This window comes from uncultured Dialister sp. (assembly GCF_900538805.1).
Classification (GTDB): domain Bacteria; phylum Bacillota; class Negativicutes; order Veillonellales; family Dialisteraceae; genus Dialister.
Genome location: NZ_UPZP01000011.1, coordinates 1 through 13104, shown reverse-complemented (window position 1 = coordinate 13104; position 13104 = coordinate 1). Strand labels below are relative to the sequence as shown.

Genomic DNA, 13104 nt, shown 5'->3' with positions numbered 1-13104 from the left:
GGCAGAAATGCTGCAGAGGATTTCTGAGCCGGGCTCTTGTGTGAGCATAGCCTGCACATTAAGCGAACACCTTAAAGCCCGGCCAGCGGGTGGCGCCGTAGGCGACGGAGGATAGGGGCGTCAGTTCTTTTCTATTTCTTATCTTCGGACCTATCCTCAGGGCTTCGCCCAGCTCCTTCCTAGGAAAGGAGCCTGCACTACGGTACTTACTTTTATGTCACCAGTGCTGCACGACGAAGTGTAAAAGCCCCTTCACGGTGAATCTTAAGACCTTTTTCCCCAACAAAAAAGCCGCCCCGCAGGGCAGCTTTTTATTCATGTGATTATTCTTCAGCCGGAGCTTCTTCGTGGGAAGGAGCTTCTTCCAAAGCGAAGGAGATTCTTCTGCGGCCTTCATCGATGTTGATGATGCGGACTTTGAGGTCGTCTCCTACCTGGCAGATGTCGCCGGGTTTCTTGTTGTGGTCGTCAGTCATTTCGTTGATGTGGAGGAGACCGGTGAGGCCGTCGTCCAGTTCTACGATAACGCCGAATTCAAGGATTTTAACTACCTTGGCATCCACAATGTCGTCCACTTCATGGTCATGGATTGCGGTTTCCCAGGGGTTGGGGAGGCAGTCCTTGTGGCTGAAGGAGATTCTCTGTTTTTCGCGGTCGAAGGATTTGATCTTCACGTCGATTTCCTGTTCCGGTTTGAGAACATCTTCTACCTTGGCAATCTTCTTCCAGGAAATATCGGAAATGTGGAGAAGGCCTTCTACGCCGTTGATGCCAACGAATGCGCCGTAGGGCATAATCTTCTTCACAGTGCCCTTGAGAACGTCGCCGTTTTCATAGGCCTTTTCGATAATGTCCATTTCTGCATTTCTTTCATCTTCCAGAACTGCCTTGCGGGAAAGAACCAGTCTGTTCTTAGCGCGGTCCACTTCCAGAATCTTAGCCGGGAAGGTCTTGCCTACCAGGTTCTGCAGGGAATGAACGAAGCGGAGATCGCCCTGAGACAGGGGGATGAATCCGCGGAGAGATTTAATCTGGACAAGCAGACCAACCTTAATGGCTTCGATGCCTTCGCATTCTACGGGTTCACCCTTTTCGAATGCTTCTTCCACCACATCCCAGTCAGCGAGACGGTCTACTTTAATCTTAGATACGTAAATTGTGCTATCTTCTTTAACTCCGCTTACGATCTGTACACGGAGAGTGTCACCGATTTTCAGCACATCCTTCAGGGATGCCGGTGCCGGGTAGGAATATTCATGTGCCAGAAGAACAGCTTCTGTCTTATATCCGAAAGAGATATAAGCCTTGTCGTCGTAAAGGTCTACTACCTTACCTTCTACGACGCTGCCCTTGTGTACATCCAGGTTCATTTCCTCCTGATCCAGCATTTCCTTCATGTTTTCCATAATACAAACTACCTCCTCTATGATCCAGTCCGGTGTGGATGCACCGGCGGTGATGCCAATCTTGTCCCGACTGTGGAACCAGCTCGGTTTTAGTTCCCCAGCCGTTTCGATATGATAGGTCCTGGCGCCCTCTTCCCTGCAGACCTCTGCAAGTCTTGAGGTGTTGGCGCTGTTGCGCCCGCCGATGACAATCATCACATCTACTCTATCCGCCAGCTCACGAGCCGCCTGCTGCCTCTGCATGGTTGCGTCACAAATGGATTTGTTGACGTGAAGGTTTTTCACCTTTTTCCCAATCGCTTCGACAAGCCGGTCGGCCAAGACAGCTGAAAATGTGGTCTGCGTGACTATATAGGCTTCTTCCAGTGGCGGGAGTGCATCTACATCTTCCATGGTTTCTACCTGGTAAGAATGTCCCACCGCCCATTCTGCCACACTCTTCATTTCAGGGTGTCTCTTTTCACCGATGAGTATAACCTCCCTTCCATCCTCCACCAGTCGATGAGCCATCTCCTGGTTTCTTTTGACGAAAGGACAGGTTGCGTCCATTAGGGCCAGATTTTTGCACTTAAGCATATTATAGCACGAAGGCCCCACTCCGTGCGAGCGAATTATTACAGTTTCGTCGGTGAGTCCGTCAAAATTATCCACCGCCGGTATCCCCCGCTGAGCCAGCTGTCCTACCACCTGGGGATTATGGATGATAGGTCCGTAGGTCACGGCCTTAATGCCGGAATCTGCGGCTTTTTCGGCGATTTTCAGCGCCCTTCTCACGCCGTAGCAGAATCCCATGACCTTTGATCTGTATATTTCCATACTTTATATCCCTATTCTTTCGCCTGTTATAATCGAGCTTCTTGTTTTTATATAAAAAAAATCAATAGCCTGTGAAATTGAATTTTTTAAGAAACCTTACTATGTAAGGAACCCCGTGATGAAGCAAGCCATAAAATTTCTTACGAAAGTAAACTCTATGAATGAACCAGGATTTCCCTACCTCTGCCCTTTTTCATAGGCCTCCATGAGGGCCTCTATTCTTTCCTTCACCAAAGCGTCCAGGGCCGCCGTATTTTCATCATTCGGCCTTTCCTTCCTGACTGCAATGGGCTTTCCTATGACCACTGCCAGCGGTCCTTTTTTATGGGGAAGCGGCTCGGCGCCGCAAATGGCCACCGGAAGGATCGGTGTGCCTGTCAGGATAGCAAGGAACGCCATGCCCGGATGAAACCGGCCCAGTCCCTTTCCATGGACAAAGCCCCCTTCCGGAAAAATGCAGAGCACATGCCCCTCTTTAAGTTCCTCCACACTCCGCCTTATGGCGGACATGTCGGCGCTGTTCCTCTTCACTGGAAAGGCGCCCAGGTACCGGATGAGCCTGCCGAAAAGGGGATTCCTGAAGAGCTCCGACTTGGCCATGAAACTGATTCTTCTCTTTTGAAATGCAATCCCCACAAGGGGCGGGTCAAAATAGCTCTTATGGTTGGCCGCTGCAATCACCGGCCCCCCATCCGGTATATTCTCCCGTCCCTCCACATGAAGGCGGTATATGCTAAAGAAGAAATTGAGAAGTACCCTGATGATTTGATAGCCCATAGACTCGCCCCCTGTTTTCTATGTTATGTAATTATGTACACGCCCTTGCGGGCGTGAGGGTTCAAAGGGTTCAGAAGGTTCAAAAGGTTCAGAGGGTGGCGGTGGCGCCTTTTAAATAATTGAAGGCGCCAGTTTGGATAAAACAGCTTTAGTGGACTAGTGAGCTGGTGGGCTGGTAAAACCAAACAACCGCCCTGCGGGCGTTGGAAATGCACCCCTATCGGTGGCTGACGCCACCACTTCCCCCAGAGGGGGAAGTCTGCTCTATGATTACCTTAGTGCTAACTTAAGCAGCGCAAAGCATAGCGCCGCTAAAACTTCCCCCTTCGGGGGAAGTACCGCCGCAGGCGGGGATAGGGGTGCATTTCCACGAGCGAAGCGAGGTTGTTTGGTTTTCGCTGCCGACAGGCAGCGATGCCGCCTTCGGTGGCATACAAATTCATCGCCCGCAGGGCGATACCACAACCCTCGGGCCAAAGGCCCGTCAAACTTAAGACCCCTCCGGCCATAGGCCGGTCAATCTTAAGAACCTTTCCCCCCAGCCCGCTAAGAAACCTTTTTCATATAATCGTCCATGAGCTGCTGGATTTTTCCTTTAATCACATCATTCAGCTCTGCCACCAGTTCATCGTTGGGGCGCTGTTTCTTTACGGGCACCGGTTTTCCGATGAGCACGGCCAGAGGGCCTTTCCGATGGGGCAGGTACCTTGAGCCTATGACTGCCACCGGCACAATGGGGGTGCCGGTCATGAGGGCGAGAGATGCCATGCCGGAATGGAATCTTCCGAGGCCGTCTCTTTTGATTCTTGTCCCTTCCGGGAATATACCCAGCGGATTTCCTGCCTTGATTTCGCGGATAGCCTGGCGGATGGCGGTGCGGTCCACAGCCCCTCTCTTTACCGGGAAGGTGCCGAACTGGCGGATAATCCACCCGAAAATCGGGTTCTTGAACAGTTCTTCCTTGGCCATGTAATGGATGATTCTTGTATTGAAGGCCACGCCGATGAGGGGCGGGTCCCAGTCGCTCTTATGGTTGGGCGCCACAATGATGGCGCCGGTCTGCGGCACGTTTTCCCTTCCTTCCACGTGAAGCCGGAGCAGCACGAAGAAGATGAAATTCAGGACGGCCCTTACGATCTTATATCCCATAGGACCTCCTAAGCGTCAAAGCCAGGAAATTTACGGCGGCAGATTTCGATGATGGCTTCTGCCGTGCCTTCCAGGGTGAGGTCCCCGTTATCCAGAAGCACCGCATCCTCCGCCTGTTTCAGCGGGGAAATGTCACGGTGGCTGTCCAGGTAGTCCCTCCGGCTGATTTCCCTTTCCACATCTTCCATGGTCATATCCGGATGGCCTTCGGTGAGCTCCTTGAAACGGCGCACCGCCCTTGTATGGACGGAGGCGGTGAGGAAAATCTTCACGTCCGCCTTCGGCAGTACGGTGGTGCCGATATCTCTTCCGTCCAGCACGATGCCGCCCTTTTCCGCCTGCCTGCGCTGGATGGCTGTCATGGCCGTCCTAACGCCGCCGATGGCGGACACCGCCGACACATGGCCCGACACTTCCGGCGTGCGGATGAAGGGGGTCACGTCCTTCCCGTCCACAATGACGCGCATGGTATCTTTATCCGGAATGACTTCCATATCCAGCTTTTCCGTCATGGATACGATATCCTCCGGCTTTTCCAGTTTCCTTTCCAGGGCCTCGTAGGTCACGGCCCGGTACATGGCGCCGGTATCCAGGTAGGCATAGGAAAGCCTGGCGGCCAGGATTTTGGAAACGCTGCTTTTCCCTGCGCCGGCAGGTCCGTCGATAGCAATAGATAATTTTCTCATGATAACTCCTTTATGGCAGACATTGCGGCCAGATGGCCGGTGGAGAAGGCGGCCTGCAGGTTATATCCGCCGGTGAAGGCATGGATATCAAGCACCTCTCCTGCCATGTATACATGTTTACAGATTTTGGACTCCATGGTGGATGGATTGATTTCCTTCACCGACACGCCGCCGGCAGTGACGATGGCCTCCGCCAGGGGTCTGGTACCGGTAATGGTGAGGGGCAGGTGTTTCAATACTCCTGCAAGCTTCAGCCGGTCCCCCTTTTTCAGATCGCTCACCGGAAGGTCCCGGGGAATGCCGGAAAGATGCAGCACCACATCGATCATCCGATGGGGCATGAGGTCCACCAGGGCGCCGGCCATCTGTTTCAAATGGTACTTTTCGAAATCCCGGAGAAGCCTCTTATCCAGCACCTCCATGGAAAGCGCCGGCTTCAGGTCGATGGCCCCCTTCACCTCGTGGCCTTGGGAAAGCCACAGGGACACCTTATCGGAAAGGGAAAGCACGATGGGTCCGGAAACGCCGAAATGGGTGAAAAGCATTTCACCGAATTCCTCCCCCTTGCGCCTTCCCCCGCCGTCCACGGAGAAGGTCACGTTTTTAAGGGAAATGCCCTGCAGCTCCCTGGGCCATTCCTCTGCGCACACCAGGGGAATCAGAGCGGGCCGGATGGCCGTCACCTTATGTCCCAGCTCCCGGGCCATGGCGTAGCCGTCGCCGGTGGAACCGGTGCGGGGATAGGACGCGCCGCCGGTGGTCAGTATCACCGCATCTGCTTCATAGGTGCCCCTATCCGTTGCCACACCGGTGACTTTCCCGTCCTTCTGCAGGATATGGCGCACCGGTTCCTCCAGATGAAGGTCCACCCTTTCCTTCCGGAGCAGATTCATGAACAGATGGCGTACCTCCTGGGCATCGTCGCTCTTTGGAAATACGCGGCCGCCCCTTTCCACCTTGGTGGAAAGACCCCATGTATGAAACAGGGAAAGAAGGTCTTCATTATTGAATTTTTCATAGGCGCTGTAGAGGAACCTGCCGTTTCCCGGGGTTTTGGCTATGAAATCCATGATGGGAGCGCTGTTGGTGAGATTGCAGCGGCCCTTGCCTGTAATCCCCATCTTCAGCCCCACCTTCGGCATTTTCTCAAAAAGGGATACGGACGCACCCTCATGGGCAGCGGTCACCGCCGCCATGAGGCCTGCCACGCCGGCGCCGATGACGGCGATTCTTTTACCGGTAGAGCTCATATAATTTCCGAACCTCCTCGCTGGTCAGCCTGCGGCTTTCGCCCCGGGAAAGGCCCTCCATGGTAAGGAAAGCATAGCCCGTCCTTACCAGCCCGAAAACGGGGTAATGGTAGGCAGCCATCATCTTCCGGATTTCCCGGTTCTTTCCTTCATGAAGCACCATCTTCACCTTTGTCTTGTTCTTTTCCTTATCATAGCCCAGCACTTCGATTTCACAGGGCGCCGTCACGCCCGTATCGATGCGCACGCCGTGGGACATCTTGTCCGCCAGCTTCGGGGAATACCGGCCCCGTACGGTGACCTCATAGGTCTTTGTCACCTCGTGGCTCGGATGGGTAAGGATATAGTCCAGGTCTCCGTCGTTGGTCATGATGAGGAGCCCTTCGGAATGATAATCCAGCCTTCCCACCGGGAAAATGCGCTCCCGCACCGTGCGGAAATAGTCCATCACCGTCCGCCGCCCCTGGGGGTCGGACACCGAAGTAATCACACTGTCCGGCTTGTAAAAGAGGAAATACTTCTTCTTTTCCGGCTTCACCAGGGTGCCCATGGCTTCGATGCGGTCCTTCACCGGATCCGCTTCGCTGCCCAGTTCCTTCACCACCTGGCCGTTCACCTTCACCTGCCCCGCCAGAATCAGCTCCTCTGCCTTCCTTCTGGAACAGATGCCTGCATGGCTCAATATTTTCTGCAAACGTTCTTTCAAAATAGTTCTCCTTCATCCGGCTTTCCGGACCAGCGGGTCTTCAGCTCGCTTACATCATTGAGGCCCGTAGCCTGCAGGAAACGGCGGGTGGTGCCGTAGAGAATGGGCCGTCCCGGCACATCCAGCCGGCCCCTTTCCTCCACCAGGTCCTTCTCCATTAAAAGGGAAATCACCCGTCCTGCAGATACGCCTCGTATCTTCTCTATTTCCGCCCTCGTCACCGGCTCCCGAAGGGCAATCACCGCCAGTGTCTCCAGCGCCGCCGGTGAAAGGGGCGCCTGTTTCCCCAGAAGGGAAGACAGCCACCGGTCATACTCCTTCTTCGTGGCCAGGGCATAGCCTGCCCCCGTATGGTGCAGAGTAATCCCCGAATCCTCCCGGTCATAACGGGCCTTCAGATAGTCCAGCCCCTTTTCCACGCTGAGCGTATCCTCCCCCAGCGCCTTAGCCAGCTCCTTCAGCGAAGCCGGCGTTCCCCGGGCAAAGAGAAAGGCCTCTATCAGGGGCGAAAGCGCCGCCGCACCTTTCATAAACTGCCTCCTTCTATCACAAGACCCTCCGCCGAATCCACTACCCTTGCCTTCCCCAGCCGTATAAGCTCAAGAAGGGCCAGGAAAGCCACCGCCAGACGGAGCTTCGTCCTCATTTTCTTCAAATAATCAGTCATAACGACGGATGACCGCATTCGCAGCGTCCTCTTCCATCCGTCCATTTCCGCATCCAGCGACACTTCCTCCGAAGGAAGAATCCGCTCCTCCTCTTCCTCCAGCGAATCATAGAGAGAAAGGAACGCCGCCTGCAGACGGGAAAGGGAAATCTTCCCCTGGAAAACAGAACTCCGGAACACCTCCGGCTCCCTGCCCCGATAAGGACTTTCCTCCTCCATGAGTGCCTCAATCCGGGCCTTCACTTCCTTCATCCGCTTGAACTCCTCCAGCGACCGGGAAAGCTCCTGCCGGGGATCCTCGGACTCATCGGTCTCCTCCCGCCTCTTTTCAGGAAGGAGCATGCGGGACTTGATGAGAATCAACGTGGAAGCCATGGCAAAAAAACTGCTTCCTAAATCCAGATTAAACTGTCTGGCCGATTCCAGATACGCCAAGTACTGGTCCGTAATCAGATGGATAGGAATATCGTGGATATCTATCCTGTTCTTCGTCACCAGATGCAGAAGCAGGTCCAAGGGCCCCTCAAAAAGAGGAATATTCACTTGGTAATTTTCTGCAGCCGTTTCTCCCATAGCTTTCCTTTACATGTACATGGTATTCGCTGATAGGGCACACTCACCCATCATGCTCTATACATAGTACCACACATGGGGAGGGAATGAAATAATATAAAAAGCGAAGCCCTTCATGGACACGCCTGCGGCGTGAGGGTTGACGGGCCTTCGGCCCGAAGGTTCTTAGGGTTCTTAGGTTTGACAGCCCTTCGGGCTGAGGGTTGTGGTATCGCCCTGCGGGCGATGAGTATATATGGCCGCGCCGCTGGCGCGGCGGTGGTGGGAGCCATTAAATTCGTGTAAGGCGCCTCTTATGATAAAACCATGCAGCCGCCCTGGCGGGCGTTGAAAAACAGGCCAACCGGGCTGGCGCCCGTCGGAAAGGCACCCCTTCTGCTGCCTGCGGCGGCACTTCTCCTAAAGGGAAGCATGTCACTGGATTTTCGGGTCGCTTCACTCCCCTACAAATCCAGTTCCTTTGCCACCCCGGAGGGGGAAGTCTGCTCTCCGCTTCCCTTCAGAACTCATAAGCATCACAAGGCATAGCGCCGCTAAAACCTCCCCCTCCGGGGTGGCAAGCGAACACGATTCGTAGGGAGCCGCAGACGACTGAGAATCGTGTGAGACGCTTTCCCGTGGAGAGGTGCCGTAGGCAGAAGGGGTGCATTTCCCACGCCCGCAGGGCGGTTGTATGGTTTTACTAGCCCACTAAAGTTGTTTTATCCAAACTGGCGCCTTCTATTATTTTAAAGGCGCCCACCAAGGCCTTTGCCCCCTGAGCGGCAGCGACGCAACCTTTGGCCCGTGCGGCAGCACAGGGCCATAAGCCCCTCTGCGCCGAAGGCGCAGGCCCCTACAGGAATACAGCCACTCCTGTACGCCAAAAGGAACCTTCACCGGTTTCTGATGTAATTGACTGATGAACTTTCTGTTCACCTTTATAAAGCCACGAAAAAGCCCCTCGAAAGAGAGGCTTTTTTAGTATTTATCAAACTATGACAATATTACACTTATCATGCATCCCAGCCCAGGTTGATGGACGCCACCCTGCCATTCTTCATATGGAATACAAGGTTTACGCCGCTGTTCGTTTTATAGTAAAGTGCATCGCCGTAATGAATATCCGGTTCCCCATAGGTACCAATCACTTTGCTTCTGGTGGAGCCTACATGAATGCCGCTGGGCGTAGAGAATCCGTTGTTTGCCGTAATATGGATCATAGTTACACGGAATGGGCGGCCGGGGTCTTTAATGCAGTTCATGGTTACCGAGTCTCCGTAGCCGATTATCTGCGCTTCTGCCCCAGGTCCCCAAGCAGCTGCCCAGGTCACCTTGCCTTCTTTCGGTGCCCCATAGATGGCAATGACCTCTTCTTTGGTCATTCCCGGCACAATGCCTCCCAGGGCGCCTTCATCATCGGGCACACGGGCCATGGCAATGGTTCCGGCGCATAAAGCAGCAGCGGTCAGCAATAAAATTTTCTTCATCTTCATGAGTACCCTCCCTGAAATAGATTTTCCAGAACTGGCAAACCCATTTATTCATATCGAATGGCATTGTCCCTGATTGTATTGATAATATGTATGAGATCACGCATATCTTCGGTGCTGAAAATAGACATGGCATCATAGGGCTTGTCAAAGGGCGCATTGAAAATCGTCATGGGGCTGTCCATATAGCCATTGACTGATATGTAATTGATTACATTCCGAATAAACGCAATCTGTTTATCATTCAGGCCATTGTCATTGATAAACTGTGAAAACGCCTTTTCCGCCGCCTTTTTATCCATCTTGGCAATGCGGCGGACCGTAAGTCCAAAGGGCTGATTTTGGAAATAATACTGATAATCCTCTTTTGACCCCAATTCACTGGTAAAGATTTTCTCCAGATCCCTGTAATCCTTAGCCGTTAACGGCTCATTGTGCACCAATTTCCTGACCGCCGGAACATCATCCACGTGCTGCAGGAAATAATGATTCACCTTTTCCTTATAGCTCTCAAAGGTTTCCGGCTCCAGCGTATCTCCTTCCTTTTCAGAAATGACAAAATCCTTCAGCCCTGTTTCTACGATGGGTTCATGTTTAAATTGGATAAACTGGATGAGGCTCCTGAGCTCCACCCGCACCTTTTCAAAGTCAAGTACATCTGCATCGGTCCAGAAAGAAGCCGACTCCACTTCTTGAATCAAGGGGAGCTTTTTTCTCACTGCGTCAATGCTGATTTTCTTCTCCAGCTGCCTTGCCGTTTCAATCAGCTGCTGTTTGGACTTTCTGAAAGATCCCAAACCTTCCATATGGGCCAGCATGAGGCCATACATGAGATTATCGAAACGTTTCGCCGACTCATCCTTTTCCATATCAGACACCAGAGGCGCTATTTCCTTATTCAGTTCACCGCAGTCCCCTTCACTGAGAGCGCGGAACGCCGCCTTGTTCTTATATTTTTCCACATACCGGAGGTGCAGCTTCACGGAGAAAAGGGATGGATTCAGCTCGACCACCTGCTTATGGCAAGTTTCCACAAGAGCGCGGCGCCAATCCTGGTACTTCTCGTCCGCATAGGCTGCCTGCTGCAGATCCTTGACCAGACGGATTCTCTTGATGAAAATATTTTCTGAAAGCGTCCTGGTCTCCCCATCACCAATAAAATTCACATGCTGGCGGAAATACTCAAAGTTGCCGCAGTAATCAAAAATCAGGAAATACTTCTTGCCCCTGTACTCCCCATTTCTCATATCCACGCATTCCAAATCAGGACAGAGCCTTGTTCCCCGACCGATCATCTGCCAGAACTTTGTCTTTGAACGCACCTTTTTGAAGAAAACCAGATTCAAACACTCCGGCACATCTATGCCCGTATCCAGCATATCCACCGAAACAGCAATGACCGGATCCTTTTCCGGATTTTTGAAATCATCAATCACCGTTTCCACATAGCTGTCTCCACAGACTACCCGCTGCGCAAAGGTACCCTTATATTTAGGGTAAAGTGCATTAAAACGCTGGATAATAAATTCTGCATGCTTTTTATTTTCAGCAAAAATAATGGTTTTCCCCAGCCGTTCGCCGCCCTTTGTCTTAATGCCCCGTTCCATCAGGTCCTGAAGCACATGGTCCACCGTATTGGCGTTAAACACAAATTTATCCATCTTCGGTGAAGGGATATAATCGGGCATAGACCCGTCATCCTCCGTGAAATCATCCTCATACCGTTTCTTATCCTCTTCTGAAAGGTCATCATAGGTAATGCCCTCTTCCAGAAACTTCGTTTTCACCTCATAGTTATAATAGGGCACCAGATATTTTTCGCTGATTGCCTGGTTGTAGTCATAGGCATAGGTAGGGATGCCCTGCTGCATATCAAAGAAATCATAGGTATTCCGATCCACATCGGTTTTCGGCGTAGCAGTTAATCCCACAAGTATGGCGTCAAAATAGTCAAAAATAGCCTTATACTTCTTAAAAATGCTCCGATGGCTTTCATCAATGATAATCAGGTCAAAATGGGCAGGCGTAAAAAGCCGGTTCCCATCGTCCCTCTTCGTATCGTCAATAGAATTCAGAATCGTCGGATAGGTGGAGAAAACAATCCGTGCATTCTTATCGTCCTTATTGCTGCACAGATTGCAGAGAGACATCCGGGGCAGATACTCCTTAAAAGAATCCTTTGCCTGCTTCACCAGCGCCGTGCGGTCCGCCAGGAAAAGTACATTGGTAATATATCCTCCTTTGGACAGCACATCCACCAGACTGGCCGCTGTGCGGGTTTTGCCTGTTCCCGTAGCCATGACCAGAAGATTCTTCCGTCCCCCTTCCTCTATATGGGCGCACACAGCCCGGATGGCTTCCTTCTGATACACACGGTTCGTAATTTCATCGGAAATAGGAATGGACGTCAAGGCAGGATGGATGTCCATCCTCCTATCCATCAGTCTTTCCAGATCCTCCCTGCTGAAAATACCGCTTACCTGCCGCTGCGGACCTGTCTTGTCATCCCAGAAATAAGTTTCAAAGCCATTGGTATTGAAAATCATGGGGCGGCGGCCAAACCGTCTTTCCAGACAGTCCGCATACAGCACCGCCTGCTTCCTGCCCACGTTGGGATCCCGGCTTGTCTTCTTGGCTTCCACCACCGCCAGCGGAAGGCCATTCCTGCCGAAGAGTACATAATCCACATACCCCGTCTGCCCGGGCACGCCGGCCATGCCGTCCACTTCATATTCTTCCACCACATTCTGGGAAGGACCGTCAAAAATCCACCCCTCCATCTTCATGTCCACATCAATATAAATTTTGCGGGTCTTAAACTCAGAAATGGTTTCCGGATTGAAATGACGCTCTTCCTTATTCTTCTCCTTCTCGGCGGTCAGCTTCTCCGACAGCGCCCGCACCTGGTCATAGAGCTTCTTATTTTCCTCTTCCTTTTCCTTGAGAAGGCCGGCCTGTTCCTTAATCCGCTTTTCATCAAGCGACACCCTGCTCTGAGGGATGAGAGATTCCTTAAAGAAATGCTCCTTGTAATCACTGCCATAGCAGTAATCAATCCATTCAATGAATTCAAAAAGCCCACGGAGAGACACCACCGCATCAGCGGCGGTGATATTTCTTGCCGTATGCACAGCCAGATTCCCCAGCTTCACAATCAGCGGCAGCTTCTTCCACGTATCATATTCCATGGCATAGCGGAAATCGGGCTCATGAATCAGGGACTGCAGATTATCCTTGAAAGGAAGCGTCATGGTCCTGTCTGCCGCATAGACCCACTTCACCGCCAATTCCAGCGCCTTGCGGCAGCCGATGGCACACATGGCCGGAGAAGTAGCATAGACCCTCTCCGCCTCCATGGCCGCCGGAGCAAACGCTTCATATTCCTTTTTCCCGCGTAAGAAATCAAAATTTCCCATGAGCAATCACCCGCAAAGATAGTAAATTACCATAGAATCATTCACTGATTATATATTACAACATATGAGACACATCTTCCAATAAATGAAGAGAAATGGTCCCGCGATATTTCGATTTGTCGACTTGTTTATAAAATGACAGAAACTCTTCTTGCCTAACCAATGGCGGTACCATCAATTTTAGTG

General features: G+C 52.2%; 10 protein-coding genes. All 10 read right to left on the bottom strand.

All coding sequences use genetic code 11. From position 1 onward, the window contains the following. Positions 1-323 precede the first annotated feature (323 nt). The 10 genes from QZQ29_RS02185 to QZQ29_RS02140 all read right to left on the bottom strand — a co-directional run bounded on the left by QZQ29_RS02185 (position 324) and on the right by QZQ29_RS02140 (position 12918). Positions 324-2222, bottom strand: a complete 1899-nt coding sequence (locus tag QZQ29_RS02185; RefSeq protein WP_296959034.1) for a bifunctional 4-hydroxy-3-methylbut-2-enyl diphosphate reductase/30S ribosomal protein S1 — start codon at positions 2220-2222, stop codon at positions 324-326. Positions 2223-2399: 177 nt separating this feature from the next. Further along, positions 2400-2999 carry a lysophospholipid acyltransferase family protein gene (locus tag QZQ29_RS02180; RefSeq protein ID WP_296959032.1) on the bottom strand — a complete coding sequence of 200 codons (600 nt, stop codon included), beginning with the start codon at positions 2997-2999 and terminating at the stop codon, positions 2400-2402. A 546-nt stretch (positions 3000-3545) separates the two neighbouring features. Continuing rightward, positions 3546-4148 carry a lysophospholipid acyltransferase family protein gene (locus QZQ29_RS02175; RefSeq protein WP_296959030.1) on the bottom strand — a complete coding sequence of 201 codons (603 nt, stop codon included), beginning with the start codon at positions 4146-4148 and terminating at the stop codon, positions 3546-3548. Between the two features lie 8 nt (positions 4149-4156). Further along, positions 4157-4834 carry a (d)CMP kinase gene (gene cmk / locus QZQ29_RS02170; RefSeq protein WP_296959028.1) on the bottom strand — a complete coding sequence of 226 codons (678 nt, stop codon included), beginning with the start codon at positions 4832-4834 and terminating at the stop codon, positions 4157-4159. Continuing rightward, positions 4831-6084 carry an NAD(P)/FAD-dependent oxidoreductase gene (locus QZQ29_RS02165; RefSeq protein ID WP_296959026.1) on the bottom strand — a complete coding sequence of 418 codons (1254 nt, stop codon included), beginning with the start codon at positions 6082-6084 and terminating at the stop codon, positions 4831-4833. Before QZQ29_RS02165 ends, cmk begins: the two co-directional genes overlap by 4 nt. Next, a complete protein-coding gene (locus tag QZQ29_RS02160; protein WP_296959024.1) occupies positions 6068-6790 on the bottom strand; it encodes a pseudouridine synthase in 723 nt (240 codons plus the stop codon). Before QZQ29_RS02160 ends, QZQ29_RS02165 begins: the two co-directional genes overlap by 17 nt. Beyond that, complete coding sequence (gene scpB, locus QZQ29_RS02155; RefSeq protein ID WP_296959022.1) at positions 6787-7320, bottom strand: SMC-Scp complex subunit ScpB; 534 nt, start codon at positions 7318-7320, stop codon at positions 6787-6789. Before scpB ends, QZQ29_RS02160 begins: the two co-directional genes overlap by 4 nt. Further along, positions 7317-8030, bottom strand: a complete 714-nt coding sequence (locus QZQ29_RS02150; protein ID WP_296959020.1) for a segregation/condensation protein A — start codon at positions 8028-8030, stop codon at positions 7317-7319. Before QZQ29_RS02150 ends, scpB begins: the two co-directional genes overlap by 4 nt. 995 nt (positions 8031-9025) lie before the next feature. Then, entirely contained in the window at positions 9026-9505 is a 480-nt protein-coding gene (locus tag QZQ29_RS02145) for a hypothetical protein (RefSeq protein ID WP_296959018.1), read from the bottom strand. 44 nt (positions 9506-9549) lie between these two features. Next, complete coding sequence (locus tag QZQ29_RS02140) at positions 9550-12918, bottom strand: DEAD/DEAH box helicase family protein (protein WP_296959016.1); 3369 nt, start codon at positions 12916-12918, stop codon at positions 9550-9552. Between the last annotated feature and the right edge of the window lie 186 nt (positions 12919-13104).

Coding starts and splice junctions, on each gene's coding strand:
- QZQ29_RS02185 (WP_296959034.1), bottom strand. CDS start 2,222: ATGGAAATATACAGATCAAAGGTCATGGGATTCTGCTACGGCGTGAGA.
- QZQ29_RS02180 (WP_296959032.1), bottom strand. CDS start 2,999: ATGGGCTATCAAATCATCAGGGTACTTCTCAATTTCTTCTTTAGCATA.
- QZQ29_RS02175 (WP_296959030.1), bottom strand. CDS start 4,148: ATGGGATATAAGATCGTAAGGGCCGTCCTGAATTTCATCTTCTTCGTG.
- cmk (WP_296959028.1), bottom strand. CDS start 4,834: ATGAGAAAATTATCTATTGCTATCGACGGACCTGCCGGCGCAGGGAAA.
- QZQ29_RS02165 (WP_296959026.1), bottom strand. CDS start 6,084: ATGAGCTCTACCGGTAAAAGAATCGCCGTCATCGGCGCCGGCGTGGCA.
- scpB (WP_296959022.1), bottom strand. CDS start 7,320: ATGAAAGGTGCGGCGGCGCTTTCGCCCCTGATAGAGGCCTTTCTCTTT.
- QZQ29_RS02150 (WP_296959020.1), bottom strand. CDS start 8,030: ATGGGAGAAACGGCTGCAGAAAATTACCAAGTGAATATTCCTCTTTTT.
- QZQ29_RS02145 (WP_296959018.1), bottom strand. CDS start 9,505: ATGAAGATGAAGAAAATTTTATTGCTGACCGCTGCTGCTTTATGCGCC.
- QZQ29_RS02140 (WP_296959016.1), bottom strand. CDS start 12,918: ATGGGAAATTTTGATTTCTTACGCGGGAAAAAGGAATATGAAGCGTTT.